At 59.2% G+C, this 25,530-nt stretch carries 20 protein-coding genes and 1 CRISPR repeat array (1 of these 21 running past the window's edge); of the genes, 10 read left to right on the top strand and 10 right to left on the bottom strand.

All coding sequences use genetic code 11. The features are described 5' to 3' along the window. Nucleotides 1-1,404: direct repeats of the CRISPR family, unit length 31 nt; unit sequence GTTTCAATCCACGCACCCGTGAGGGTGCGAC (it extends 184 nt beyond the left edge of the window). Nucleotides 1,405-1,783: 379 nt separating this feature from the next. The 5 genes from M8N44_RS03155 to M8N44_RS03135 form a co-directional block, all read right to left on the bottom strand. Then, nucleotides 1,784-3,361, bottom strand: a complete 1,578-nt coding sequence (locus tag M8N44_RS03155; RefSeq protein WP_180975183.1) for a glycine--tRNA ligase — start codon at nucleotides 3,359-3,361, stop codon at nucleotides 1,784-1,786. An 83-nt stretch (nucleotides 3,362-3,444) separates the two neighbouring features. Further along, on the bottom strand, nucleotides 3,445-4,107 hold the full coding sequence (locus M8N44_RS03150) for a YdcF family protein (protein WP_102727517.1): 663 nt from the start codon (nucleotides 4,105-4,107) through the stop codon (nucleotides 3,445-3,447). Nucleotides 4,108-4,150: 43 nt separating this feature from the next. After that, entirely contained in the window at nucleotides 4,151-4,930 is a 780-nt protein-coding gene (locus M8N44_RS03145) for a CPBP family glutamic-type intramembrane protease (RefSeq protein WP_102721716.1), read from the bottom strand. A 13-nt stretch (nucleotides 4,931-4,943) separates the two neighbouring features. Further along, nucleotides 4,944-6,113 carry an aminotransferase class I/II-fold pyridoxal phosphate-dependent enzyme gene (locus M8N44_RS03140; protein WP_102727515.1) on the bottom strand — a complete coding sequence of 390 codons (1,170 nt, stop codon included), beginning with the start codon at nucleotides 6,111-6,113 and terminating at the stop codon, nucleotides 4,944-4,946. Nucleotides 6,114-6,140: 27 nt separating this feature from the next. Continuing rightward, a complete protein-coding gene (locus M8N44_RS03135; protein ID WP_022398056.1) occupies nucleotides 6,141-6,626 on the bottom strand; it encodes an Lrp/AsnC family transcriptional regulator in 486 nt (161 codons plus the stop codon). Nucleotides 6,627-6,935: 309 nt separating this feature from the next. Here M8N44_RS03135 and M8N44_RS03130 point away from each other — a divergent pair, with 309 nt between their 5' ends. Beyond that, on the top strand, nucleotides 6,936-10,445 hold the full coding sequence (locus M8N44_RS03130; protein WP_249852999.1) for a DEAD/DEAH box helicase: 3,510 nt from the start codon (nucleotides 6,936-6,938) through the stop codon (nucleotides 10,443-10,445). Nucleotides 10,446-10,592: 147 nt separating this feature from the next. On the opposite strand, the gene M8N44_RS03125 is transcribed toward M8N44_RS03130, so the two are convergent. Together M8N44_RS03125 and M8N44_RS03120 are read right to left on the bottom strand one after the other, a co-directional pair. Next, nucleotides 10,593-10,970, bottom strand: a complete 378-nt coding sequence (locus M8N44_RS03125; RefSeq protein WP_102727514.1) for an ApaG domain-containing protein — start codon at nucleotides 10,968-10,970, stop codon at nucleotides 10,593-10,595. A gap of 18 nt (nucleotides 10,971-10,988) precedes the next feature. Beyond that, complete coding sequence (locus tag M8N44_RS03120; RefSeq protein ID WP_102749305.1) at nucleotides 10,989-11,885, bottom strand: hypothetical protein; 897 nt, start codon at nucleotides 11,883-11,885, stop codon at nucleotides 10,989-10,991. 135 nt (nucleotides 11,886-12,020) lie between these two features. Here M8N44_RS03120 and M8N44_RS03115 point away from each other — a divergent pair, with 135 nt between their 5' ends. The 5 genes from M8N44_RS03115 (at nucleotide 12,021) to M8N44_RS03095 (ending at nucleotide 17,536) form a co-directional block, all read left to right on the top strand. Continuing rightward, nucleotides 12,021-13,538, top strand: coding sequence for a cellulose synthase family protein (locus M8N44_RS03115; protein ID WP_022398060.1), 1,518 nt, complete (start codon nucleotides 12,021-12,023; stop codon nucleotides 13,536-13,538). Nucleotides 13,539-13,548: 10 nt separating this feature from the next. Then, nucleotides 13,549-14,406, top strand: a complete 858-nt coding sequence (locus tag M8N44_RS03110) for a L,D-transpeptidase (RefSeq protein WP_102727512.1) — start codon at nucleotides 13,549-13,551, stop codon at nucleotides 14,404-14,406. A gap of 112 nt (nucleotides 14,407-14,518) precedes the next feature. Further along, nucleotides 14,519-15,076, top strand: a complete 558-nt coding sequence (locus M8N44_RS03105; RefSeq protein WP_180971053.1) for a YqgE/AlgH family protein — start codon at nucleotides 14,519-14,521, stop codon at nucleotides 15,074-15,076. Between the two features lie 10 nt (nucleotides 15,077-15,086). Then, nucleotides 15,087-15,782, top strand: a complete 696-nt coding sequence (locus M8N44_RS03100; RefSeq protein ID WP_102728412.1) for a YggS family pyridoxal phosphate-dependent enzyme — start codon at nucleotides 15,087-15,089, stop codon at nucleotides 15,780-15,782. Between the two features lie 86 nt (nucleotides 15,783-15,868). Further along, nucleotides 15,869-17,536, top strand: coding sequence for a GTPase family protein (locus M8N44_RS03095; protein WP_102728411.1), 1,668 nt, complete (start codon nucleotides 15,869-15,871; stop codon nucleotides 17,534-17,536). 73 nt (nucleotides 17,537-17,609) lie between these two features. On the opposite strand, the gene M8N44_RS03090 is transcribed toward M8N44_RS03095, so the two are convergent. Genes M8N44_RS03090 through M8N44_RS03080 form a run of 3 tightly spaced genes read right to left on the bottom strand, consistent with a single transcriptional unit; the run spans nucleotide 17,610 to nucleotide 20,396 of the window. Further along, nucleotides 17,610-18,200, bottom strand: coding sequence for a 5-formyltetrahydrofolate cyclo-ligase (locus tag M8N44_RS03090; protein WP_022398065.1), 591 nt, complete (start codon nucleotides 18,198-18,200; stop codon nucleotides 17,610-17,612). Further along, nucleotides 18,167-19,045: an ABC transporter ATP-binding protein gene (locus tag M8N44_RS03085; protein ID WP_022398066.1), complete on the bottom strand. Its 879-nt coding sequence runs from the start codon at nucleotides 19,043-19,045 to the stop codon at nucleotides 18,167-18,169. Before M8N44_RS03085 ends, M8N44_RS03090 begins: the two co-directional genes overlap by 34 nt. 10 nt (nucleotides 19,046-19,055) lie before the next feature. Further along, entirely contained in the window at nucleotides 19,056-20,396 is a 1,341-nt protein-coding gene (locus M8N44_RS03080) for a dipeptidase (RefSeq protein ID WP_022398067.1), read from the bottom strand. A gap of 156 nt (nucleotides 20,397-20,552) precedes the next feature. On the opposite strand from M8N44_RS03080, the gene hprK reads away from it, so the two are divergent. From hprK to M8N44_RS03060, 4 genes are all read left to right on the top strand, one after another. Then, on the top strand, nucleotides 20,553-21,521 hold the full coding sequence (gene hprK / locus M8N44_RS03075) for an HPr(Ser) kinase/phosphatase (RefSeq protein ID WP_022398068.1): 969 nt from the start codon (nucleotides 20,553-20,555) through the stop codon (nucleotides 21,519-21,521). A gap of 78 nt (nucleotides 21,522-21,599) precedes the next feature. Further along, the gene (locus tag M8N44_RS03070) at nucleotides 21,600-21,866 is read left to right on the top strand and encodes an HPr family phosphocarrier protein (protein ID WP_022197994.1); all 267 of its coding nucleotides are present in this window, start codon (nucleotides 21,600-21,602) and stop codon (nucleotides 21,864-21,866) included. A gap of 46 nt (nucleotides 21,867-21,912) precedes the next feature. Continuing rightward, nucleotides 21,913-23,691, top strand: a complete 1,779-nt coding sequence (gene ptsP / locus M8N44_RS03065; RefSeq protein WP_022398069.1) for a phosphoenolpyruvate--protein phosphotransferase — start codon at nucleotides 21,913-21,915, stop codon at nucleotides 23,689-23,691. 127 nt (nucleotides 23,692-23,818) lie between these two features. Next, complete coding sequence (locus M8N44_RS03060; protein WP_102721723.1) at nucleotides 23,819-25,507, top strand: sulfatase; 1,689 nt, start codon at nucleotides 23,819-23,821, stop codon at nucleotides 25,505-25,507. Nucleotides 25,508-25,530 lie beyond the last annotated feature (23 nt).

Genomic DNA, 25,530 nt, shown 5'->3' with positions numbered 1-25,530 from the left:
AAAAATATAGTTTCAATCCACGCACCCGTGAGGGTGCGACATGTTTTCCGTATTTCAGCAGGCTTCCACGAAGCGTTTCAATCCACGCACCCGTGAGGGTGCGACCTGGCCCTGGGCGAAAAAATGTACTACGTCTTTAGTTTCAATCCACGCACCCGTGAGGGTGCGACTTCCCGGAAAATAACCATGCGTCACTGTCCAACGGTTTCAATCCACGCACCCGTGAGGGTGCGACTGGAAGCCCTGCAAGCCGCAGGCAAGAAGGGTTGTTTCAATCCACGCACCCGTGAGGGTGCGACTCTTGCTTTGTGCTAACCTTGAAAAGGAGTTAGAGTTTCAATCCACGCACCCGTGAGGGTGCGACCGATAATCAGCCGCCCGGCGCCCGTGGGCCTCCGGTTTCAATCCACGCACCCGTGAGGGTGCGACATCACGCCCACCGTTGTTGACGTGCCATCCGGAAGTTTCAATCCACGCACCCGTGAGGGTGCGACAACCGAAATCGAGGAAAAGATCGGCATGTCCATCGTTTCAATCCACGCACCCGTGAGGGTGCGACGAGACGGCAAAGGCTATTCAGCTTCTTGCCGTCAGTTTCAATCCACGCACCCGTGAGGGTGCGACGAAGGATATATGCTACAGATTTGAAAAATTATTGGTTTCAATCCACGCACCCGTGAGGGTGCGACTATGGAGGATTACCACATAGCGCGTGAAGTTGAGGTTTCAATCCACGCACCCGTGAGGGTGCGACTGCCGTCATGCACGAACAATCCGCCGCCCAGATGGTTTCAATCCACGCACCCGTGAGGGTGCGACCGGAGAATAACAACACACTAACATTCAACTATTAGTTTCAATCCACGCACCCGTGAGGGTGCGACTAGCAATGCAATCCAAGGCTGAGGAACTACTAAGGTTTCAATCCACGCACCCGTGAGGGTGCGACTTCCAGCCGCGCAAAACAGTATCTTTTGGACTCTGTTTCAATCCACGCACCCGTGAGGGTGCGACATCCGTCTTAACCCGGAAGACCCGTTGCAGACAGGTTTCAATCCACGCACCCGTGAGGGTGCGACAATCTACGTCAAGAACATGCCGGAGGATACCAATGTTTCAATCCACGCACCCGTGAGGGTGCGACACGGGTCTTCATAGCAAAGGAAACCTACCATCCGGTTTCAATCCACGCACCCGTGAGGGTGCGACTCGTGATCATCCATGACGAAGGCGGCTTCCTGGTGTTTCAATCCACGCACCCGTGAGGGTGCGACTGCCGAAGACACAGCGGAGCTTGCCGCCCGGCTGGTTTCAATCCACGCACCCGTGAGGGTGCGACGCTATACCATTGACCCTGAAAAGCTTACGTCGATGTTTCAATCCACGCACCCGTGAGGGTGCGACGGCGGAAGGGGATATGCGTTCAAAGTTAGTGGTACAAATCGCTTTTTGCGCCAACCTCTTTCAGGATGCATATTCCTTACCCCCTTATATTTTATTGGAGAGAATGTCAATCTACTGATTTCAAGGACTTACAGAAATCGCCGATCTCCCCGGGAATTTCTGTGAGCTTGAGGTTGGCGCAAACAGTTTATCAGTTCAGCAATTCATTTTGGAATTGCTGATTCCCATCTGGTTCACCAACCTGTTTTTAATGCTAGATGGCCAGCGGCCTATCGTCCAGCAACTTTTTTTCTCTGCCATTCCAAAAACAAAAGGCCGCTCCATATTAATGGAGTGGCCTTGAAGTGTTTTCCGGCATCGGCGGCTGTCAAAGGCGCCGTTAACGCACACGGGCAATGAGCCAGTGCAGCAGGTCCTTGATGGCGACGCGTTCCTGTTCCATGGAGTCGCGGTGGCGAATAGTTACCGTGTCCTTGAGGGAGGCATCGTTTTCTCCAAGGGTTTCAAAGTCCACCGTGATGCAGAAGGGGGTGCCCACTTCATCCTGGCGGCGGTAGCGGCGGCCAACGGCTCCCGTTTCATCATAGAAGACGGGCATCCATGGCTGGAGCGTTTTTTCAATTTCCCGGGCGATGCGCACCTGTTCCTCGTTTTTCTTGAGCAGCGGGAAAATGGCGGCCTTGATGGGAGCCATCCGGGGCACAAAGCGGAGCACGGTACGGACGTCTTTCTTGCCCTTGTCATCCACCAGCTCTTCTTCATCAAAGGCTTCACAGATGATGGCCAGAATGGTGCGGTCACACCCGGCGGAGGGTTCCACCACATGGGGAATGAATTTTTCCCGAGTTTCTTCGTCAAAGTATTCCAGCGGACGGCCGGAGCCTTTCTGGTGGCAGCTCAAGTCATAGTCCGTGCGGTAGGCAATGCCTTCCAGTTCCTGAATGCCGAACGGGAATTCATATTCCAGGTCGTAGGTTTTCTTGGAATAGAAGGCGCGTTCACCATCCGGCACGTCCAGGATATGGATGTGTTCGCGCGGCACGCCCACTTCGTCATAGAAGCAGAGGCGGTGTTCCAGCCATTCATCCACCAGGCGCAGACCGTCTTCCGGCCGGCAGAAGTATTCGATTTCCATTTGTTCGAATTCGCGGGAACGGAAGGTGAAGTTGCGCGGGTTGATTTCGTTGCGGAAGGATTTGCCGATCTGGGCGATCCCGAAGGGGAGCTTCACGCGGGAGCTGTCCAGGATGTTCTTGTATTGGCAGAAGATGGACTGGGCCGTTTCCGGGCGCAGCCAGCCAGTGGCATTGGGATCGTTTTCATCGGAGGTGGCTCCGATGGTCGTCTTGAACATGAGGTTGAATTCACGGGCTTCCGTCAGCAGGGAACCATTGGCGGGGTTGTACATGGTGGAGTCCGTTATGGCCTCCATTCGCTCGCCTTTCAGTTCCATTTCCTTGTGGGAGACGTCCTTGCCTGCTAGCTGGGCATAGTACTGGGCCGCGGTCTTGCGGGCCTTGTCCGCCTGTTTTTCAGAGTCCACCAGCACGGAGTATTCCTTTTCCATGCTCCAGGAGCCGTCCTTTTTAACGGCTCCGGTGTAGAAAAATCCCATGCCGCTCTGGGCCGGCACCTGGTCGGCGCGCAGGCGTTCCTTGGTCAGCAGACAGTCGCACATCGGGTCGGAGAATCCGCCCACATGGCCGGATGCCACCAGTACGGAGTTATGCGTCAGGATGGAACCGTCCATGCCGACCACATCGTCGCGCTCCTGCACGTTTTTGCGCCACCAGTATTCCTTGAGGTTGCGCTTGAGTTCCACCCCCATGGGACCGTAGTCCCAGCAACCATTCAGACCGCCATATATTTCAGCTGCCTGGAAGATGAAACCCCGCCTTTTGCAGAGGCTCACGATTTTCTCCATTCGGGCGGGATCTGTATTGGTTCTGTCTGCCATGATAATATCTATAATTGGGTTGGCTATGCGGGTTGTATTGATGACCGCAATCAGCGGCCAGTGAAAGCAAAAAGCGTGTCTTCTCAAGAATTCCAGGGGAGAGGCACATCCTTGAGCAGCTGGGAGTCATATCCAGCTTCCACCAGCGTGCGGAAGGCTTCCATCGCCTCCGGAGTCACAGGTTGTTCCGTGGAAAAACCGCGCCTGGGGTATTCCAGTATCCGCTGGAAGTCCCCCACCATGGCGGAGACAACCAGCTCCCGCGGCAGTTCCGGGGTCAAGTATTCCCGGAAAGTGACGGGAGGGGAGCTGACCGCCACCTGCGCTTCCGGCCACTGGGCCTGGAGCGTAGCCAGCGTACGCCGCTCCATGTACGGTTTTTGCAGGGCAATGAGGCTGGCAGGGTCCGGGATGCCGGCCTTTTTCAGGATTGTACGGGAAAAGCGGACGTTTTCCCCGGTGTTGGTAGATTTATTTTCAATGAGGATACGGTCTTCCGGCACTCCCTTTTTCATGGCCGCCTCAGCAAAGAGTTCCGCTTCCGGCACGGCCCATTCCCCTGTAAAACGCCCCATCCCGCCGGAAAAGAGCAAGAGGGGAGCCAGCTTCCGAGCATAGAGTTCCGCCGCATATTCCGCCACCCGCACGTCATTGCTGCCAAGGATGAAGATGAGGTCCGCCGGGCGCAGCTCCTGCTTCACATGATGGTATTCCCACAAAATTTCTATCGCTTCTTCCGGAGTCATCGGCCCTATGTACCCAAGAAGTTCCTTTCTGTAAACGCCGGATTCACCACAGTCCGTATTTGCCCCATTCCAACGCGGCCCATCCCAGCAGCGCATTCGCCACCGCATGCATGACGATGACAGAGCACAGGTTTTTCTGCCAGACGGCAAGCAGGTACACTAGGGAACCGTAAATGAAGGCGCCGCAGTAGTCCACAGGCTGGTGCACGGCCATGAAACAGAGAGTGGTCACCCAGTACGCTTTCCAGCTATGCGTGCCGAAGGGGATTTTCCAGGGATGGTCCAGGTTCACCATCAGGCGCATCAGATAACCGCGCCAGAAGAGTTCCTCCACCAGCGCCACCACCACCACGGCACGGAAGAAGCGCAGGACCAGCGCCGCCAGCCAGCTCCAGGAATCCGGGGCAAAGACGACGCCGGGATCAAAGCCTTCCGGGCGCATGTCAATTCCCAGCAGGTACCGGTACCATGGCCAGGAGGGGTGGCCAAACCATGCATCCGGACCGCCCGGCAGACGGTCCGCCGCCATCGTAGGGGCCAGCCAGCACAGGATGCCCAGCACGCCGAAGAGGATTCCCCATGCGGCGGGTTTCCATTTCCAGTCCCAGTCAATGGCTTTTCTCCACCACAGGACCAGGACAAAGCAGACGATGGCCTGCACAGGGTACAGCCATTGCTCCGGCGCCCTTCTCCACCAGGCGGCGGCGGGGTGGTTCCATTCCAGGAACGACCCGCCAAGCTGCCACAGCAGGGTAAAGCCCATGAACACCGCAAACGGCGCTACGTACGCCCTTGTTTTCAGGGCCTCCGGGACGGAGTTCATGGACGCGGAGGGGTCAGGAAAGAGTTTTCACGAAACGCTCCATGCGGTTGCAGGCTTCCTTGATCTGGTCAAAGGCAGTCGCATAGCAGCAGCGCAGGAAGCCTTCCCCGCTTGCACCAAAAGCGGTACCGGGCACGGCGGCCACCTGCTCTTCCATCAGCAGGCGCGTAGCGAATTCCTTGCTGGTGAGTCCAAATTTGGAGACGTCCGGGAAGACATAGAATGCGCCGCCGGGCAAATGGCAGTCCAAGCCTATTTCGTTGAAGCGCTTCACCAGGAAATCGCGCCGCTGGCGGTAGCTTTCCCTCATTTTCATCATGGCGGAGGTTCCGTTTTGCAATGCTTCAATGGCCGCTTCCTGGGAGGTGATAGGAGCGCAGAGCATGGAGTACTGATGAATTTTCATCATGGCGGAGATGAGCGGCTCCGGTCCGCAGGCATAGCCCAGGCGGAAGCCCGTCATGGCAAACGCCTTGGAAAAGCCGTGCAGCAGCAGGGTGCGTTCCCTCATCCCAGGCAGCGAGGCTATCGAAACGTGCGGCTTGCCGTCGTAGCGCAGCTCGCTGTAGATTTCATCCGTCAGCACGATGAGATCGTGCTTGATGCAGATGCGGGCAATTTCCTGAAGGGTTTCCACAGGGGCCACGGCCCCGGTCGGATTTGTGGGGAAATTGAGCATCAGCACCTTGGTCCGCGGTGTAATGGCGGCTTCCAGCACCGCCGGGTTAAGGGCGAAAAGGTCCTGCTTGCTTGTGGGCACGGCAGTAGCCACGCCATAGGCCATGTTCACGCTGGGAGCATAGGAGACATAGCAGGGTTCATGGTAAAGAACTTCGTCCCCCGGGTTCAGAATGGCACGGAGCGCCAGATCAATGGCTTCGCTCACGCCCACGGTCACCAGCACTTCATGCAGGGGATCGTATTTCACATGGAAGAAGCCGTCCACGTATTTGACGATGGAACGGCGCAGGGATTCCAGTCCATAGTTGGAGGTATAGGAGGTGTGCCCCTTTTCCAGGGAGTAAATGGCCGCTTCCCGGATGTTCCAGGGGGTAACGAAGTCCGGTTCCCCTACGCCCAGGGAGATGATGTCCGTCCGTCCCGTGACTAGGTCAAAGAATTCCCGGATGCCGGAACGGGGGATGGAGCTTACCTGCTCCGCAATTTTGTTCTGCCAGTTCATGATGATTTCTTTCGTGTCGGCAGGGACTTACGGAGCAACAGCCAGGCGTTCATTCTGCGCGGGGGCCTCGAACACACAGCCGTTTTTCTTGTAGGTTTTCAGATGGAAGTGCGTGGAAGTGGACAGCACCCCTTCCAGCGTAGACAGTTTTTCCGCCACAAACCGGGCAATGTCACGCATGCTTTTTCCTTCCACCAGCACCAGCAGGTCAAAGCCGCCGCTCGCCAGATAGCAGGAGGAGACTTCGTCAAAACGGGAGATGCGCATCGCCAGGCGGTCAAAGCCGCCATCGCGTTCGGGCGTCATTTTTACTTCAATGAAGGCCGCTACCCTGCTGTCGTGTTCGTATTCCTCATTTACCACCGCCTGGTAGCCCAGAATCACGCCTTCCTTTTCCCACTGCTCCCGCTGGGCTCGAACGGCTTCTTCAGTCATGTCAAGACGTTCGGCCAATTCGCCATCGCTCAAGCGGGCTTGAGTCGCCAGTAACTGTAGAAGTGATGCAGTGGACATAAAATTTCAGGCATAAAAGACCCTTTTATAGCGAACGTGTCAAGAACACATGTTACGCAAGGCTGACATCCGTTCTTTCCAACATAATAAAATACGTTCTTTTTCTTCAAAAAACAGCCGCCGTTCCGAGAATATAATGCTATTGCCTTCAATAAGATAACCATTATTTCAAACATCCGTTGGAATTATTTTCAGAGAATAGTTGCTCTAATCCGCCTTTTGTGCCATAGTAAAGTGCATAGACCTGTAGCGTCCCTTTACAAGGAACGCTTGTTTCCAATTTTTATATGACAGTCTGATATTATGAGCATGGCACTTAACCCGGATAGGGCTACCCTGAACTTTCTCAATGCCTTTCCGGAAGAAATCCGTCTGCGCGGCGAGAAGCTCCAGAAAGACGGAGCGGTTACGCAAATCTTTGGCAATCATTTGTATATTCAGGGCCGTGTGGAAGATGCGCACGGCGTACACCGCGTGAACCTCCGCCTCCAGGGCAACAGGTGGTTCGGGGCATGCTCCACGGAAGACGAGGATCTGGCCGGAGCGGCCATGTACGCCGCCATGCTGGAACGCATGTACCGCGGCCAGGATCTTCCGGAGTCCCCGAACGAACTTAACGACGTTCCCCTGCTGGATATTCTGGAAGAGAAGCTGGGCCGCGAACTGGATGACAAGGAAGCGGATTACGTCAGCAAGCTGGAGAAGCGCTACCGCCGTTTCGCCATTGAGCAGGAAATCCATGACCATGACATGGTGCGCCTGAATCCCCGCTGGGAAATCGTCAGCTATGACCCGCTGGAGCTGTGGCCCGTGCCTCCCACGAACATCCTTGAATTCTGGAATTACATCGCCTATGCCTTCAACAAGAGGCGCCTGCCCTACCCGGAATTCATGGAATCCATCACGGATCTGGAAAAAGTTCAGCGCAAGATTCACGAATGGGAGCGTTCCCGTGAAGTAGGCACCTGGTATGACCGCATCCAGTCCGTGAATGAACGGCCCCCGCAGCCGCCCCGCGGAGAGCTGTTCATGAGGCTCGTTTCCACCATCAACGAGGGCCATTTCGAATACCGCCATTCCCTGAAGCAGGACTGGATTCCCGTCCGGGAAAAGCAGGATTTGGAACATCTGGAAAACCTGCATGAACGCGCTGCCGTGCGCATGGATGCCCAGACGGAAATCCTCCTTGTGTCCCTGTCCGATTACGCCCGTGCAGAAGACGCCCTGACGCTGGACCTGGACCAGGAAGCCGCGTGCGCCCTGATGAACAAGCTTTTCCACCAGCCCGCCCTGAAAGGCTACCTGGTGAACCTGGATGAAAATTATTTCAAGGTGGTGGACGAACCGCTCAAGTGGATTTGCCAGGACGACCCCATTGAGCCGGACTGCTACGCCCTCCAGCTCGCCACGTCCACCGGCATCAACGTCTCCCACTCCGTCCGCCAGCTTCCCGGCCAGCAGGAGCTGTACCAGTCTGACGAAACCGTGTTTCCGGGTCCCCCCCGCTGGCTGGAGAGCACGGAAGTGGAACCCCGCTATTCCATTCCCAAGCAGGTCATCGACAGCCTTGAAGGGGTGGAGTTCCTCCGTAAGATCGGCGCTTCCCTGCCCCCCAGCATGGAGGACCGCGTGGTGGACATCGACCTGCGCGGCACCTTTGACATGAAGATCGTCCGCGGCCTCACCTCCGCGGAAACGGAACACGTGCTTTGTGAAGTAAGCGCCAGGGACGCTTCCGGCTACCGCACGGAAAAACTCGGCAAGGACGGCTGGGACGTCGCTCACCAGGAGCCCATGAAAAACAAAGCCCTGCTGCGCTTCATCCGGGAGCACCTCTATCCCATTCCCGGCCTGCTGGAAGAAATGGGCTTCTCCTATGATCCCCAGGTAGGCGCCTTCAAGGCCCGCGTTACCCGGCAGTTCCCTGAAAAATTTGCGGAGTGGGCCAAGCAGCTCCCGGAAGAGCTGACCGTCAACATGGATGACAAGCTCAAGACGCTGCTGGCGGACCCGGTGGCCGCCGCCGTGCGGTTTGAAGTAGTTAACCAGGAGATTGACTGGTTTGACCTCCGCATCGTCATTGACGTGGAAGGCGTCCAGCTTTCCAAGGAACAAATCCGCGCCCTGGTCGCCGCCAGAGGCGGCTACGTCCGTATGGACGACGGAGGCTGGATGCGCCTGGAAATCAAGCTGGACAACGACCAGCGCGACGCCGTCACCCGCCTGGGCCTGGACCCCTTCGACCTTTCCGGGGAAACCCACCGCATGCACGCCATGCAGCTTGCGGACCCGAAGGCCGCGGAAGTGTTCGACCCGAAGGCCTGGAAACGCATCAAGGACCGCACCGCGGAAATCAAGATCGATGTCAAGCCGGACGTTCCCTCCCAGCTTCAGGCCACCCTGCGCCCGTACCAGGTGGACGGCTTCCACTTCCTGGCCTATCTGGCCACGAACGGCTTCGGCGGCATTCTGGCGGACGACATGGGTTTGGGCAAAACCATCCAATCCATCACTTACGTGCTCTGGCTGCGTGAGGAATTCGCGCGCAAAAACAAATCCAAGAAGAAAATCGCCGTTCCTCCGGTACTCATCGTCTGCCCCAAGTCCGTGCTGGATGTCTGGGCCGGGGAAACGGAGAAATTCGCTCCCGGCGTGCGCGTACTCGTCATCCGCAGCAAGGATCAGGCCAATCTGGACGACATCCGGAAGAATTACGATATGGTCGTGGTCAACTACGCCCAGCTCCGCGTCTGCGGAGAAACCCTCAACCAGATCAAGTGGCTCACGGTCATCCTGGACGAAGGCCAGCAGATCAAGAACCCGGACTCCAAGGCGGCCAAGGCCGCCCGTGAAATCGTCTCCTACAACCGCCTGGTCCTTTCCGGCACGCCCATTGAAAACCGCCTGCTGGACATGTGGTCCCTCATGGCCTTCTCCATGCCCGGCGTTCTCGGTTCCCGTTCCTACTTCAAGAAGCGCTTTGACAAGCGCAAGGACCCGCAGAGCCAGAACCGCCTGGCCGCGCGCCTGAAACCCTTCCTGCTGCGCCGCACCAAATCACAGGTGGCGAAGGACCTGCCCCCCAGGACGGAAGAAGAAGTGTACGCCAAGATGGAAGGCATCCAGAGCCAGCTGTACAAGGCGGAACTCCGCCGCATCCAGCAGGCCCTGCTCGGCCTGGATTCAGACGAATCCGTCAAGAAAAACAGCTTCGCCATCCTGCAGGGCCTCATGCGCCTGCGCCAGATCTGCTGCCACCCCGGCTTGGTGGACCCCAAGTACGCCAAGGAAGACAGCGCCAAGATGACCGCCCTGTTCTACCTGCTGGACCAGCTCCGGGAGGAAGGGCACAAGGTGCTCGTCTTCTCCCAGTTCGTCTCCATGCTGGAAATTATCAAGAACCGGCTGGAAGCGGAAAACAGGCCGCTTAACTACCTTACCGGCCAGACCAAGGACCGCCGCGGGGAAATTGAAAAATTCCAGACTACCAAGGACCCGTCCGTCTTCCTGCTTTCCCTGAAAGCCGGGGGCGCCGGCCTCAACCTTACTTCCGCCTCCTACGTGGTCCTGTATGATCCGTGGTGGAACCCGGCTGTGGAAAGCCAGGCCATTGACCGTACGCACCGCATCGGCCAGAAGAACAAGGTGATCGCCTACCGCCTGCTGACGAAGGACTCCGTGGAAGAAAAAATCCGCATCCTCCAGCATCAGAAGAACCAGCTCGTCGCCAACGTGCTGGGTGACGAGGGCTTCACCTCCAGCCTGGGCATTGACGACCTGAACTTCATCCTCAACCACGGGGATGACGAAGAAGGCTAAGCCGATGGCGGTGAGTAGAGAGTAGTGAGTAGAGATTAATTATTTCAACTTCCGGACATTGGTCCGCTCATTCTTTCCCTACTCTCTGATCTCTCATCATTAATCGCTATAAAAAAGCCCTGCAATTTCATGCAGGGCTTTTTTATTTCACCATTTAAGGCTGACAGGGTCCGTATGATAAAGAATCCCGGCCTCGTCACGCACAAGAAGAGTTAACTGGATGCGCGCAGGAAGGCGCAGCATCTGGAGGCCGTTGAACGCAAATATCTGCCCCTGGCACAACAGGGGGCGGGAACCGAACAGTTCATCCCCTTCAATCACCTGCGTGCCGTCTTCATGGGAACGGACGGTCCACTTTTTACCGATGATGCGCACGGCGCCTTCCCCCGTATTGCGGATGCTCACATTGTAGGGCACGGGAATGCGCCCGTCGTCACGGACCAGCCGCTCCAGCTTTTCATCCCGTGAATACAGGCTGCGCGGCGTGAGCCGCACTTCCAGGCTGGTCAGGAGGGGGAGAACCATACGGGAACCGGAGAGGAATTATGATTCCACGGGAGCCAGGGCCGCCTTCATCAGCTCCAGCGTCGTCTTGCGGATGGCTTCCACGCCCGCCTTGGTGGGCTTGGCGTCCGGAGCCAGCGTCATCTGCTCCTGCAAGGTCGTCAGAAGGTTCATGATTTTTGCAATGTCCCGGCGTTCCTTCATTTCCGGCTCCACCCCGTCCAGGATGTAATGGAAGTATTCCGGCACGTCCGGCTGGAAGATGACCTTCGCCTTGTCCTCCGCAAACTTGTTATCCAGCGCCGCGGTAGCGGCATCCAGGGCGCGTATCCATCCTCCCAGGCCAATCAGGTTCGCCATGTCGGAATCCCGCAGGGAGGCAAGCTCCTGTTCCACGTCGGACTGAATCAGGGCCAGATTATTCTTGAAACTGCTCAAATCCCCGTCTTCCGCATTTTTCAGCAGGCTGGCGGCATGGCGGTTCACCCGTTCCCCGGCTCCGATGGCCTTCGCATAGCTGGAGAGGTCCAGCGCAATGGGCTTCACTTCGTTCATCTTGCCGCACTGCACGATCACAAAGCCGTCCGCCATCATGCCGCCAAGCTGGAGAGCCAGGGAGCAGCGGTCCATGGGGGGGCGTTCGGGACGCGCGCGCAGCGCCACGTTCTCCGGAATTTCCGGCAGCCCTTCCAGGTCTTCAAAAATCTTGCGGATGGACGGCGCGGTAAATTCGTTGATGCCCAGCTCCTCATTCATGTGGGAGTCGTCCAGCAGGCGTTCCGGAATGGCCGGCTGACCCTGCCTGTCCTGCTTGCCGGGCGGCGTCTGCACATCCAGTACGGCTTCCTCCTTCTCCGGGGCATTTTCCTTCGGGGCGGCAAACGCCATTCCCCCCGTGACGGATACAGCCGCTGCCAGCACATACAATCTCTTCATAACAACACTCAAAAAGGTTAAGCAAAACGGAATATGTCTTGACTCTCGCCCTATGGTGTCTTATACGGGCGTCACGTCAAGGAAATCCCCCGCGCCTGACGCAAAAAGATACCAAACACCCTTTGCAAGCCCCGCATGTCTTTAAATTACAATTTTATCTGGCTCCTGTGCTATCTTCTGGTTCTCGTCGGCCTAGCCGGATACGGCTTTCACCGCCTGAGCATCGTTTACCTGTACTGGAAGAACCGCAACAACAAGCCCCAGCCCAAGTCCCGCTTCCAGGAACTGCCCGTCGTTACGGTCCAGCTCCCCATGTTCAATGAGAAGTTCGTCGTGGACCGCCTTCTGGAATCCGTAGCCGCTCTGGATTATCCTCAGGACAAGCTGGAAATCCAGATTCTGGACGATTCCACAGACGACACCACGGAACAGTGCTACCGCAAGGTGGAGGAACTGAAGGCCCGCGGCTTTGACGCCGTCTGCATCCACCGCACGGACCGCACGGGCTTCAAGGCCGGCGCGCTGGAAGCGGCCACCAAGGTGGCCAAGGGCGAATTCCTGCTGATTCTGGACGCCGACTTCGTTCCGGAACCGGACCTTCTGCAAAAAACCATCCATTTCTTCACGGATGAAGGCGTGGGCCTCGTCCAGACCCGCTGGGGCCATATCAACCGGGAATACAACCTTCTCACCCGCGTGCAGGGCATGTACCTGGACGGCCACTTCGCCATGGAGCAGACGGCGCGCAACCGTTCCGGGCGTTTCTTCACCTTCAACGGCACCGCCGGCATGTGGCGCAAGTGCGTGATCGGGGATGCGGGCGGCTGGTCCCATGACACCCTGACGGAAGACATGGACCTTTCCTACCGCGTCCAGCTCAAGGGCTGGCGCTTCATTTACCTGAACGATGTCGTCACCCCGGCGGAACTCCCCGTGGACATGGACGGGTTCAAGTCCCAGCAGCACCGCTGGACCAAGGGCTCCATCCAGGTCTGCCAGAAAATCCTGCTGGACATCTGGCGCTCCAAGGCTCCCCTCAAGGCCAAGGTGGAGGCCACCACGCACCTTACCTGCAATTATTCCTACCTGCTCCTGGCCCTGCTCTGCTTCCTGGTGTACCCCATCTGCACCCAGCGCATCCCGGAAAATGAAACGGTCTTCATGTGGTTCGTGAACGTGGCCCTGTTCTTCATGACCAGCGTGGCCGTCTGCATCTTCTACATGAGCGCCCAGATCGTGGTGCGCCCCAAATCCTGGTGGAAGGAGCTGCCCTACCTGCCGCTTCTCCTCACGCTGAGCGTGGGCATGGCGGTGAACAACGCCAAGGCCGTTCTGGAAGCCATCTTCGGCCATCAGTCCGCCTTCGTCCGCACGCCCAAGTACGGGGTGGACCAGAAGGAAAACAGGCAGCATGTCTCCCAGCTCAAGCGCAACGGGTACAGGGCCATCAAGTCCGTCGTCATCCCCGTCCTGGAAATCGCCTGCGGCACCTTCTTCCTGAACCTGATCATCATCATGATCCGCCAGGGCCATTACCTTTCCCCCATCCTGATGATTCCCTTCCTGGGATTCTACTACACGGGGTTCTGCTCCCTGGGCCGCATGATCTCCAACCTGCTGCCCGCCAAACAAACTGCCAAAGCCAAGAACTGACACCTTTCCCATGCCTGCGCCTCTCTCGCAAGCAGTACGCCTGATTCAACTCGCCGGCGCCGCCTTCGCGGTGTTCGGCGCCTTGGTATCCTGCTCCCGTCCGGACTACCAGCCCACCGCCATCGTCAAGGATGGCGCCGTCGTTAGCGTCAGGGACCAGAAAATGGCCGTCATGCGCAACGGACACGTCGTAAAAACCTACCCCATCAGCACTTCCAAATTCGGTCTGGGCGACAGGAAGGGGAGCTGCCGCACTCCGCTGGGCGCCCACCGCATCGCCTCCAAGATCGGCACCGGACAGCCCAAGGGCATGGTGTTTAAAAGCCGCAAGCCCACCGGGGAATGCGTGGCCCCCAATTCTCCGGGCCGCGACCCCATCGTCACCCGCATCATGTGGCTGGAAGGGCTGGAAGGCCGCAACCGGAACGCCCACTCCCGCCTGATTTACATCCACGGAACGGCAGAGGAACGCACCATCGGCACGCCCGCCTCCTACGGCTGCGTGCGGATGAAAAGCAATGACGTGTACGAAGCCTTCAACCTGCTCCGGACCGGGGATCCCGTCGTGATCGAACGCTGCTCCATAGACGCTTCCCTGAAAGCTCTGGCCCAGGCGGAAAAAACGCAGGATTCCTCCCTGCTGGTCATGGCTTCCGCACCGTCTTTCATGGAGAATGCCAACACGGCTTCCATCATTTCCCACCGCCGCCGGGCATCCCGTCCTCCCGCCGTAGCCCTTTCCCGCAAGCAGACCGCGGCCGCCGGGAAGAAAGCCTCTCCCCACAAGCGGACGGCAGTCCGCAAGACAGTGAAGAGCTCCAAAGCCGCCGCCCGTTCCGCCAGGGGGACCCGTTACACCCTCGGCTGAACCGACCTTCCCCGCCATTCTTCCGGCATTCCCGTTCCTCCGCCTCCTGACATGGCTGTTTGAACGCATGGTTGCCTGCGTCCGTCACATTTGTTAACGTAGACTTATGGCCATGATGGAACATGAAGATATCAGCAATGAAAACCTGGCGGGCCACCTTCTGGTTTCCGCCCCCTATCTGGACGGCGGCGGCTTTTACCACTCCGTGATTTTTCTGAGCCGGGTGGAGGAGGAATTCGTCATAGGCCACATCCTGAACCATCCGGCCGGCATGAACGTGGGAGAAGTGGCGCGCCATACGGACATTCCGGAATCCCTTTACCCCGTTCCCATCTTCAAGGGAGGCCCCGTGGAGCGCAACCAGCTCATTTTCGCCGCCTTCGTCCGTACGGAGGACAAATTGCGCGTCCAGTTCCATCTACAGGAGGAACAGGCCCTGGAATACATTGAGGATCCCCACGCCATCCTGCGCGCCTACGTGGGCCACAGCGCCTGGACGCCCTCCCAGTTGCGCCGGGAGCTGAACGACCGCGCCTGGTACGTCTCCCCCACCGTGCCGGACATCTGCCTGGAGCCGGACTCCTCCAAGGTATGGGCCATGGCCATGCGGCGCCTCTCCCCCCTGCACCACATCATGAGCCACGCGCCCGCACAGCCTTCCCTGAATTGAACCATCCATCATGAGCATCCAACAGAATCTGGAACACATTCTCTCCCGCATCCGCTCCGCGGAACTCCGTGCCGGGCGTCCGGCGGGGTCCGCCCGCCTCGTCGCCGTCAGCAAAACCTTTCCTGTGGATGACGTGAAGGCGTGCTACGATGCGGGCCAGCGCATTTTCGGAGAAAACAGGGTTCAGGAGGCCCTGGGAAAAATCCCCGCTCTTCCTCCGGATACGGAATGGCACCTCATCGGCCCCCTGCAGCGCAACAAGGTGCGCAAGGCCCTGGAACATTTCACGCTGATCCACGCCGTGGACTCCCTGCGCCTGGCGCAGTTCATGGACGCCGTAGCGCAGGAGACGGGCAAACGCCCCCGCATCCTGCTGGAAGTGAACGTAGGGGATGAAGACAGCAAATTCGGCTTTTCCCCGGAGACTCTGGAACGGGAATGGCCGGAGCTGGCCGCGCTGGACCACCTTGAAATAGCCGGCCTCATGTGCATCCCTCCCCCGGTGGAAAATCCGGACGAAGCGCGCCCTTATTTCCGCCGCCTCCGGGAGCTGAAGGAAACCCTGTCCGGCAAGGGGGGAGCCCCGCTGAGGGAGCTTTCCATGGGCATGAGCCATGACTTTGAAACGGCTGTGGAGGAGGGCGCCACCCTCGTCCGCGTGGGCACCGCCATTTTCGGCGGCCGCTCCTACGCTCCGGCCCCGTGATTTTAGTTGGACAGAAGGAAAAGCGGCGTGTACGTTTGTTCCGGAATAACGGAACGGCCCGGACGGAGCCTTGATTTCAACACCCCATGCTGACAGGAGGAAAAAACGTGATTCCGCATGCGGTGCGGGACGTAGCGGATGCCGCCGCGGCATTTTCCGCCCGCATTGGCCCGGACCGTCATTTTGACTCCCAGGAAAACGTGGAGGAAGCCCTGGCGGAATGCTGCTCTCCGCAGAACGTCACCGTGATCGGCATGACGGGTTCCGGCAAGTCTTCCACGCTGGACGCCCTGGCCGGAGAACGGTTCTGTTCCCGCGTTTCCAGCGAAGCCACACTGGTCCGCTGGCAGTACAGGCCCCACCCCGCTCCCCACACCCATGAATGGGTGCTGGACCTTTTTTACCCGTCGGACGCCCTGCTGAACCTTGAGTTCTGGGACACCATCGGCCTGGAACAGGAGGACGCCCCCCGGAAGCTGAAACACATCGTCCCCAAATCGGACGCCATTCTTGTGGTCATTTCCGCCAGGGACGGCAACCAGCCCCCTTTATGGGACTACCTCCGGACGCTGGAGGAACGGCTCCATTCCCGCATGGTGCTCGTCATCACCCACGCGGAGCTGCTATCCTTTGACCAGCTCCAGTCCCTGAAAGAGGAATTGCGCTCCACCTCCCGCGAACGCCTGGGCGTGCAACTTCCCCTGTACCCCGTCACGACCGCCGGGGAGCAGGCTGGGGAAGGCGTGGAAGCGCTGAGAACATGCGTGCAGGAGGTGCTGAAACGCAGCCCGCTGACGGACAAGCGCGTGGAACGCCTGCTGCTGGCTACGGACCGCCTGCTGGAAGAACAGGGAAAGGTGCTCAATGAACTGCACCGCCTTTCCAAGATGGATTCCGGCTTCCTGACCTCCATTGACCGGGAGATAGACCGCATCCAGCTCCAGATGGAGGATGAAATGCCCGCACGGCTCAAGGCGTACGCCCAGTACGTACAGGACTGCGTGCCGCGGCTGGGGAAAAAATCGGCCCGGCAGATGGGGCGCTTCCTTTCCATCCGGCGCACGATGATCCTGCACAAGCTTCCTCCCGTCATTGACGAATGGTTTTATGAGCTGGTCAAGTCCGGCATTGAGGAACGGCACGCGTATTACAACAAGGAATTCCTGAACATCTGCCAGACGCACTGGAACCATGTGCGCCCCCGCGTGAAGGAACAGTGGGACTGCGACATAGGCGATTTTCCCGCCGCGCGGCTCCAGGCGGACCTGGAGGTGTACAAGGAGCGCCTGGGCCGTTCCATTTACATGCCCCTGAAGGATTTCGGCATCAAGCCGTGCCTCAGCAAGCTGTTTCTGGACCAGGAGGACGTGATGAGAACGGAAATCAAGCTGATGCTCATCCTGGTGATTCTGGGAGCCCTGCTGGGGTGCTTCGGAGAACATGCGGCGGGGTTTGCCTGCGTAGCCGCGGCCCTGGCCGTCTGGGTGGGCGGCAACCTGGGGCTGGCCTGGATGCAGTTCCGGCTGTCGCGCCAGATTGTAGCCGCGGCGGCGGAAATGCACATTGCCGTAGAATGCGGCCTGCGGACGCCCCTGTATGAAGCCATGGTCAGCGGCCTTTCCGATTACCGCAAACTGTACGCGGACATCCGCGGCCAGGTGGCCGGCGGCGTGGAACATCTCCAGCCCCTGCTGAATGCCCGCTACGACCTGTTCTATAAACTGACCGTGCAGAAACACCGGTTCCGCATCTAGCCCCTTTCCTTTTCGTCCGGAGACGCGGCTTCCTGTTCCCTGCCGCGGAAACGCACCCGCTTTCCATCAAGCATCACTCCGCGTCCGGCGTAATCACCATGTCCACATGCCTGTCATGGGCTTCCATGGGCAGGTCGTCCAGAAGCTGGCAGGGGAAGCAGACTCCCGCCAGGGAAACTCCCGCAGCCGGTCCCGCCAGCAGCGTATCATAAAATCCACCGCCGTACCCCAGCCGCTTGCCGTCCCGCGTAAACGCGGCTCCCGGCAGAACAATCAAATCCATTTCTCCCGCATGCAGTTCCGGGCAACCCGGGCCGGGTTCGCGAATGTCCCAGCAGCCCGTCACAAACTCCCCGTGGTGGCATACGCGGTGGAAGCTCAGCGTCCTTCCCTCATGCACCAGCGGGAAGTACCATTCCCGGTCCGGCAGCATGTCCAGCAGGGGCAGCAAATCCACTTCCCCCGGCCTGGCGGCAAAAACAGCCACGCGCCGGAAATTCTTTTCCCGTACCAGCGCCGCCACATGGCGGCAGATGGAACGGGACATGGCTTCCCGGGCGGCGGCGTCCAATCCGCCTATCCTTTCACGTATCATGCGGCGCACTTCCCTCTTGGAAGCCGCCGGACCGCTCACGGTTCCGGATTGGGGTGCTTTTCCTTCCATTCCAACAGGCTCTTTAAAAATACGCTTTCCAATGAGTTGCGCGGGTGTCCGGCTTCCAGCCATGCGGCGCGGCCGTCTTCCCTCACCAGCTCCTGCAACTGTTCCAGCAGCTCCGGGGAGGCATGCTCCAGCAGGATTTCCTGCTTGTCGGAATCCCGTGTCAGCTCGTTCATGGAACCCTCCGCAATGAGCAGCCCTTTAAAGATGACGCCCACCCGGTCGCAAACCTCCTGAACCTGTTCCAGCAGGTGGGAGCACAGGAAAACGGTTAGGCCGCGCGCCTTCAGGTTCTCAATAATGTTCCGGATGTCGCGGGAACCGAGGGGGTCTACGCCGGCGGTCGGTTCGTCCAGCACCAGCAGGCGCGGAGACTGAACCAGAGCCTGCGCCATGCCGACGCGCTGGAGCATTCCCTTGGAATAGCCGCCCAGCCGCCTGTCCGCCGCGTCGGCCAGCCCCACCAGGTCCAGCAGTTCACGGACTTTCTCTTTCAGGGATTTGCCGCTCAGGCCGCACAGCTTGCCGTAAAAGGAGACGGTTTCCGCCCCTGTCAGGAATTTGTAGAAGTAGGGGTTTTCCGGCAGAAAGCCTACCTCCTCCTTGCTGTCCGGGGACAGGCTGGATTTGCCGAAGATGGCGCACGACCCCTCCGTGGGCCTCACCAGCCCCAGCAGGGCCTTCATCAGGGTGGACTTGCCGGAGCCGTTCGGACCAATGAGGCCGTATACCTCTCCCTGCCGGATGCTCATGTCTATCCCCCGCACGGCATGCACCACGGGCTTGCCAAGACCTGTCTTGAAGGTCTTGTGCAGGTTGACGATTTCAGCGGCGGCAGGCTGGTCCATAAGAACGCGGTCAATGCTTGATCTGCCCCAGGCGGCGCAGAAGAATCTGGCTCATGTCGATTCCCTTGGAGAACAGGTCCACCGGGAAGTTTTCATTGGGGGAGTGGATGCGCGCATCCGGCAGGCACATGCCCAGCATCAGGGCGTCCGCTCCCAGCACGCGCTTCATTTCCTCAATGATCGGGATGCTGCCGCCCTCCCTCACCAGCACGGGCTTGCGGCCAAAGGCCTCTTCCAGCGCCTGCTGGGCAGCCAGGCCGAACTCGGAATTCGGGTCGCACACGTAGGCGTTTCCGCCGTGGCCCCGCTTGAATTCCACCGTGACGCCCCTGGGGACATGGCTCTTCACATGTTCTTCCAGCAGCGTTTCAATCTTTTCCGGCTGCTGGCCGGGAACCAGGCGGCAGGAAATCTTGGCAAAGGCATGGCTGGGAATGATCGTCTTGCTTCCCTCTCCCTGGTAGCCGCCTCCGATGCCGTTGATTTCCAGCGTAGGACGGGCGAAAATGCATTCCGCCCCGGTGAAGCCCGATTCCGTCACCACGGTTTCCACGCCCGTCAGCTTCGCCAGCTCTTCATTGCTCATGCCGGGCACGGTGGCCCACATGCTGCGCTCCCACGTGGCGATGGGTTCCACGCCATCGTAAAAACCTCTCACGGCCACGCGGCCGTCCTCGTCATGGAAGGAAGTGATTATTTCCGCCAGGGCCGCAATGGGGTTGGCTACCGCGCCGCCGAACACGCCGGAATGAAGGTCCGCGGAAGGGCCCTTCACGATAATTTCCGCCCCGGCCAGGCCGCGCAGGCCATAGGAAAACGTCGGTGTGTCCGGAGCGGCCATCCCGGTATCGGAAACCACAATCACGTCGCAGGCCAGTTCGTCCCTGTGGTCCTTGATGAATTGGGAAAGACTGCCGCTGCCCACTTCCTCCTCCCCTTCCAGCAGGAAGATCACGTTCACCGGAAGGTGGCCGCCGTTCTGGCGGAGCAATTCCTCCACGCCCAGAATATGGGCGAACAACTGCCCCTTGTTATCCGTGGCGCCGCGGGCGTAAATCTTCCCGTCCCGCACTTCCGGTTCAAACGGGTCGGACTCCCACAGCTCAACCGGGTCCACGGGCTGCACGTCATAATGGCCGTAAATCAGCACGGTTGGCTTGCCTTCCTCCCGCGGGCTGCGGGCCATCACAATGGGATGGAGGCGCGTCTTGTGGGCCGCGGCTTCCAGCCCCATGCCGGACAGCTTGTCCACCAGCCAGTCCGCGCAGTCGCTCACGTCCTGGGCGTGTTCCTTCTGGGCGGAAATGCTGGGGAATCTCAACAAGGTTGCCAATTGATCCAGTCTGTTCATGGCGCCATCAGACCACGCCTGAGGCTTCAAATCAACCGGTAAAGTGTGGCATTCCGCGCCGGAACGGGCCTTTTTTCAAAAAAATGAGGCTTGCCCGCGGGTCCGGGAACAATATTTGATTGCCCTCGCGCGAGATTTGTTCCTTTATATAGGATTATGTTCAGCAAATCCAAAGTGAAGAAAGTGGATTTCGTCACCCTGTCCAAATTTTACGGCAAATACAAGGAAGCCCTCCAACTGGAGCTCATCAACAGCCCCGCCGGCCTCAGCCGCCACATTTGCGAACCCGCCCTCAACCGCCCCGGGCTGGCGATCGCCGGCTTTTACTCCTACTTTGCCAACAAGCGTATCCAGGTCTTCGGCTCCGCGGAGCTGGCCTACCTTCAAAAACTGCCGGAGGGCATGCGCAAATCCCGCATCCAGCGCATGTTCCGGTGCGAGGTGCCGGGCATCGTCTTCTCCCGTGACCAGGACCCGCCCCAGGAAATCGTGGAGCTGGCGGACGAGGCCGGCGTCTGCGTCTTCCGCACGAGCCTGGTGACCATGAAATTCGTCAACTCCGCCACTATCATTCTGGAAAACGAATTCGCGGAAAGCCTCACCCTGCACGGCTGCATGGTGGACGTGCGCGGCGTGGGCGTCCTCATCCGCGGCAAGAGCGGCGTGGGCAAGAGTGAAACGGCCCTGGGCCTGATTGAACGCGGGGCGGCCCTAGTGGCGGACGACATGGTGTACGTGCGCAACGTGGGCGGAGAACTGGTGGCCAGCGCGCCGGAGATGAGCCGCGGCTTCATGGAAGTGCGCGGGCTGGGCATCGTCAACATCACCACCCTCTTCGGCCTCAAATCCATCCGCCACAACAAGCGGCTGGACCTCATCGTCACCCTCATTCCCGCCAAGGACCAGGAAGCGCTGGACAGGCTGGGGCTGGAAAGGGAGGGCCTGGACGTTCTCGGGGAAAAAGTGCTCCACGTGCAGCTCTCCGTAGCCCCCGGCAGGGACATCGCCCGCCTGGTGGAAGTGGCCGCCATGGACTACCATCTCAAGGACATGGGCATCGACATGGCCGGGGAGTTCAACCGCCGCCTCATGTCAAACTTCCAGCCCCCTGAAAACCAGGACTGACAAAAAACTCTTGGAAAAAAACTTCAATTAGTGTACTTACCGTTCTAGCAACCGTTATCACCCCTTACTTCAAATTCCATGGTTACCAAGGAACTCACCATCATCAACAAACTCGGCATTCACGCGCGTCCGGCTGCTCAATTCGTCAAACTGGCCAGTAAATTTGATGCAGACATTGTCGTGGAGAAGGATGGCGAGGAAGTTGATGGAAAGAGTATTCTGGGCTTGATGATGCTGGCGGTAGGCCACGGCTCCAAGATCACCATCACGGCGGAAGGAAAGGATGAGCAGGAAGCGTTGAACGCGCTGGAAGACCTGATTTCCCGCAAGTTTGAAGAAGATTGAACACTCCGGCTCACGGCCATATGAGACCGGGCCATCAAGCCCGCAGATGATTCAGGAACCCATTTCCACGGAAGAAACCTGGCTTCAGGGCATTCCCGTTTCCCCCGGCATCGCCCTGGGCAAGATCAAAATTCAGATCAGCGGTTCCAAGGAACCCGTGGCGTATGAAATTTCCCCGGAGGAGGTGGATGCCGAATTGGTGCGCTTCCACCAGGCGCTGCAAACCACCGCGGATCAGATCCGGACGCTGCGTGAGCGCATGATCCAGATATCCGGGGAAAAGGACGCCTCCATCTTTGACGCCCACATCCTTCTTCTTCAGGACAAGGTCATCCTCCAGCAGGTTCAGACGGAGCTGCTCAAGCGCCTCCAGAACGTGGAGCACATCTTTTATGTGGTCATGCAGAACTACATGGAAGTCCTGCGCCGCGTGGACGACCCCTACCTGCGCGCCAAGACCGCGGACATGGAGGACGTCATGCAGCGGGTCATCAACAACCTCCGCAGCACGGAACCCCTGGAAGACGAGGAAGAGGCGGAGGAAGCCCAGGTGCTGGTGGCCTATGACCTGACCCCTTCCGACACGGCGGCCATGGACGCCAGCCTGATTCACGGCTTTGCCACGGAAATAGGCTCCTCCGTTTCCCACACCGCCATCCTCGCCCGCTCCATGGGCATTCCCGCCGTCGTTGGACTGGACCAGGCCCTCCTGCGGGTGGAAAGCCACGCCCCCGCCATCCTGGACGGCTACAAGGGAGTGCTCATCCTGAAGCCCACGCAGGAGACGGTGGAGTACTACAACCGCCTCCAGGTGGAAAAGGAAAAGGCCTACAAGGCGCTGGAAGCGCTGCGGGACCTGCCTACCATCACCAGGGACGGCCGCAACATCCGCCTTTCCGTCAACGTGGAATTCCCCCATGAATACTCCGGCATCAAGGAGGTGGGGGCGGAAGGCGTGGGACTCTTCCGCACGGAATTCTTCCTGCTGGGCAATCCAGCCGGCATGCCGGACGAGGAGGAACAGACACGCTACTACAAGAAGCTGGCGGAAGGCTGCGCGCCCCACGGCGTCATCTTCCGCACGCTGGACTCCGGCGGCGACAAGCTGCCGTGCGAACGGCTCTGTACGCCGGAACCTAATCCCTTCCTGGGCTGGCGCGGCATCCGCGTCTCCCTCAGCCGTCCGGAGCTCTTCAAGCAGCAGCTCCGCGCCATTCTCCGCGCCTGCGCGGACACGCCCGGCTGCGGCATCATGTTCCCGATGATCTCCGGCTATACGGAGGTGGTCACCGCCAAGCACATCCTTCAGGAATGCCGGGAGGAACTGGAAAAGAAAAACGTTCCCTACGCGCGGGACCTGAAGGTGGGCATCATGATTGAAGTGCCCAGCGCCGCCATCATGACGGACGTGCTCGCCCGGGAGGTGGACTTCTTCTCCGTAGGCACGAACGACCTCACGCAGTACACCATCGCCGTGGACAGGGTCAACAACCGCGTCGCCAACATGTTCCGCCCCACGCACCCCGCCGTGGTGCGCATCATCGGCATGACGATCACCGCCGGAGAACGGGAAAACGTCCCCACGGCCATCTGCGGGGAAATGGCGGGGGACATCACCCTGCTTCCCCTGCTGATCGGGCTGGGCGCCACCTCCATGTCCGTGGGCGTGCATCTGGTCCCCATCATCCGGTACGCCATCCGCAACCTGGACTACGGCCAGTGCCGGGACATGGCGCAGAAGGCGCTTCAGGCGCCCAACAGCAGGACCATCGTGGACCTGAGCACGGCTCTGGCACGGAAATCCTATCCGGCCCTGTTTGAATAAGGCCTTCCCTTCCGGCGCATGCCGTACCGGAAAAAACGGCTCTTATCCCCGGCAAACTGCCGCGGGAACACGAATCCTTGACAGAATAGCCCGTTTCATGCGTTATATGAGTACTGGTCTTTTTATCATGAAAACTTTCCGCATTGCATTTTCTCTCATCCCGTTCCTGCTGGGAAGCGCCCTGTCCGCTTCCGCAGCACCCTCAAACGCGCCCCGCGCGGAAGCCCAGAAGCGCCCCAACATCATCCTTTTCCTGGTGGACGACATGGGCTGGCAGGATACATCCCTGCCCTTCTGGAGGGAAGCGGACGGCACGCCCAAGCCCACCTTCCTGAACAAGCGCTACCGCACGCCCAACATGGAGGCCCTGGGCAAGCAGGGCATGGTCTTCACGAACGCCTATGCGCAGCCCATCTGTTCCCCCAGCCGGTGCAGCCTCATCTCCGGCATGAACTCCGCCCGGCACCGCGTCACCAACTGGACGCTCCTGCGGGACCAGACCACGGATGCCGGCCACAAGGCGCTCAAAGCTCCTGCGGACTGGAGCATCAACGGCGTGCAGCCGCTGGGCACCAAATCTTCCGGCACCACCCTTCTCCCCCTGACGGAAGAGAAAATCCAGTACAAGATGGAAAAGCCCTTTACCCCGGTGCTGGGGCTGCCCGCCCTGCTCAAAAAACAGGGCTATACCACCATCCACTGCGGGAAGGCCCACTTTGGCTCCAAAAATACCCCGGGGGCCAATCCCAAACTCTTCGGCTTTGACTACAACATCGCCGGCACGGAAATCGGCGGCCCGGCGGACTACCGGGGCTCCCAGAAATACGGCACGGGTAACTTCCACGTCCGCGGCCTGGATGAGAACAACTATTATGAAAACGACGTCTTCCTGACAGAGGCCCTGACGCAGGAGGTGCTGAAACGCCTGGACGCCATCAGGAACAACCCCAAGGAGGCGGACAAGCCCTTCTACCTGTACATGTCCCATTACGCCATCCACGCCCCCTTCGACATGCGCGGCTATGACAAGCGCTTTGCGGAAGACTACTCCAACCCGAACGACGGCCACAACTGGTCCGATAACGAAAAACGCTACTCCGCCCTGATCCAGGGGATGGACAAGAGCCTGGGCGACATCCGGCAGTACCTGGAAAAGAACAATCTGGATAAAAACACCGTCATCATCTTCATGGCGGACAACGGCGGCCTCGCCATCAGCGGGCGCATGGGCAACAAGGAATCCAACTACCCGCTGAGCTTCGGCAAGGGCTCCAACCGGGAAGGCGGCATCCGGGAGCCGATGATCGTTTACTGGCCCGGAGTCACCAAGCCGGAAAGCGTCTGCACCACTCCCGTCATCATTGAAGACTTCTTCCCGACCATTCTGGAAATGGCGGGAGCCAAAAAAATCCAGGCTCCGCAGGTCGTGGATGGCAAAAGCTTCGTCACCCTGCTGAAGGGCGGCAAAATGAACCCCAACCGCCCCCTGCTCTTCCATACGCCCAACGTCTGGGGGGAGGGGAACGGCAACAACTCGCTTTATTCCCCCAGCACGGCCATGCGCCAGGGGGACTGGAAGCTGATTTACTGGCACCCCACCCAGAAGTTCGAACTCTTCAACATCAAGGAAGACATCAGCGAGGAGCACAACCTGGCGGAACGGCATCCGGACCGCGTGAAAGCCATGGCAAAAACCATGACCGCCCTGCTCAAGGACCGCAAGGCCCAGATGCCCACCTACAAGAAAGACAACCCCGCCGGAGCCCGGGAAGGCTCCCCCGTGCCGTGGCCGGACCAGGCGGCGGCCAGGCTGTAAAGGCATCTCCACCCCTCCCCGGA

Origin of the sequence: Akkermansia massiliensis (genome assembly GCF_023516715.1) — a bacterium.
GTDB classification, from domain to species: domain Bacteria; phylum Verrucomicrobiota; class Verrucomicrobiia; order Verrucomicrobiales; family Akkermansiaceae; genus Akkermansia; species Akkermansia massiliensis.
This window is presented reverse-complemented; position numbering and strand designations above follow the sequence as displayed.

Excerpts from the sequence above, each read along its gene's own strand:
- M8N44_RS03090 (WP_022398065.1), bottom strand. The coding sequence starts at position 18,200 with ATGGAAGGAAAAGCACCCCAATCCGGAACCGTGAGCGGTCCGGCGGCT.
- M8N44_RS03095 (WP_102728411.1), top strand. The coding sequence starts at position 15,869 with ATGCTGACAGGAGGAAAAAACGTGATTCCGCATGCGGTGCGGGACGTA.
- M8N44_RS03140 (WP_102727515.1), bottom strand. The coding sequence starts at position 6,113 with ATGAACTGGCAGAACAAAATTGCGGAGCAGGTAAGCTCCATCCCCCGT.
- M8N44_RS03130 (WP_249852999.1), top strand. The coding sequence starts at position 6,936 with ATGGCACTTAACCCGGATAGGGCTACCCTGAACTTTCTCAATGCCTTT.
- M8N44_RS03145 (WP_102721716.1), bottom strand. The coding sequence starts at position 4,930 with ATGAACTCCGTCCCGGAGGCCCTGAAAACAAGGGCGTACGTAGCGCCG.
- M8N44_RS03100 (WP_102728412.1), top strand. The coding sequence starts at position 15,087 with ATGAGCATCCAACAGAATCTGGAACACATTCTCTCCCGCATCCGCTCC.
- M8N44_RS03080 (WP_022398067.1), bottom strand. The coding sequence starts at position 20,396 with ATGAACAGACTGGATCAATTGGCAACCTTGTTGAGATTCCCCAGCATT.
- hprK (WP_022398068.1), top strand. The coding sequence starts at position 20,553 with ATGTTCAGCAAATCCAAAGTGAAGAAAGTGGATTTCGTCACCCTGTCC.
- M8N44_RS03060 (WP_102721723.1), top strand. The coding sequence starts at position 23,819 with ATGAAAACTTTCCGCATTGCATTTTCTCTCATCCCGTTCCTGCTGGGA.
- M8N44_RS03070 (WP_022197994.1), top strand. The coding sequence starts at position 21,600 with ATGGTTACCAAGGAACTCACCATCATCAACAAACTCGGCATTCACGCG.
- M8N44_RS03085 (WP_022398066.1), bottom strand. The coding sequence starts at position 19,045 with ATGGACCAGCCTGCCGCCGCTGAAATCGTCAACCTGCACAAGACCTTC.
- M8N44_RS03135 (WP_022398056.1), bottom strand. The coding sequence starts at position 6,626 with ATGTCCACTGCATCACTTCTACAGTTACTGGCGACTCAAGCCCGCTTG.
- M8N44_RS03110 (WP_102727512.1), top strand. The coding sequence starts at position 13,549 with ATGCCTGCGCCTCTCTCGCAAGCAGTACGCCTGATTCAACTCGCCGGC.
- M8N44_RS03125 (WP_102727514.1), bottom strand. The coding sequence starts at position 10,970 with ATGGTTCTCCCCCTCCTGACCAGCCTGGAAGTGCGGCTCACGCCGCGC.
- M8N44_RS03150 (WP_102727517.1), bottom strand. The coding sequence starts at position 4,107 with ATGACTCCGGAAGAAGCGATAGAAATTTTGTGGGAATACCATCATGTG.
- M8N44_RS03105 (WP_180971053.1), top strand. The coding sequence starts at position 14,519 with ATGATGGAACATGAAGATATCAGCAATGAAAACCTGGCGGGCCACCTT.
- M8N44_RS03155 (WP_180975183.1), bottom strand. The coding sequence starts at position 3,361 with ATGGCAGACAGAACCAATACAGATCCCGCCCGAATGGAGAAAATCGTG.
- ptsP (WP_022398069.1), top strand. The coding sequence starts at position 21,913 with ATGATTCAGGAACCCATTTCCACGGAAGAAACCTGGCTTCAGGGCATT.
- M8N44_RS03120 (WP_102749305.1), bottom strand. The coding sequence starts at position 11,885 with ATGAAGAGATTGTATGTGCTGGCAGCGGCTGTATCCGTCACGGGGGGA.
- M8N44_RS03115 (WP_022398060.1), top strand. The coding sequence starts at position 12,021 with ATGTCTTTAAATTACAATTTTATCTGGCTCCTGTGCTATCTTCTGGTT.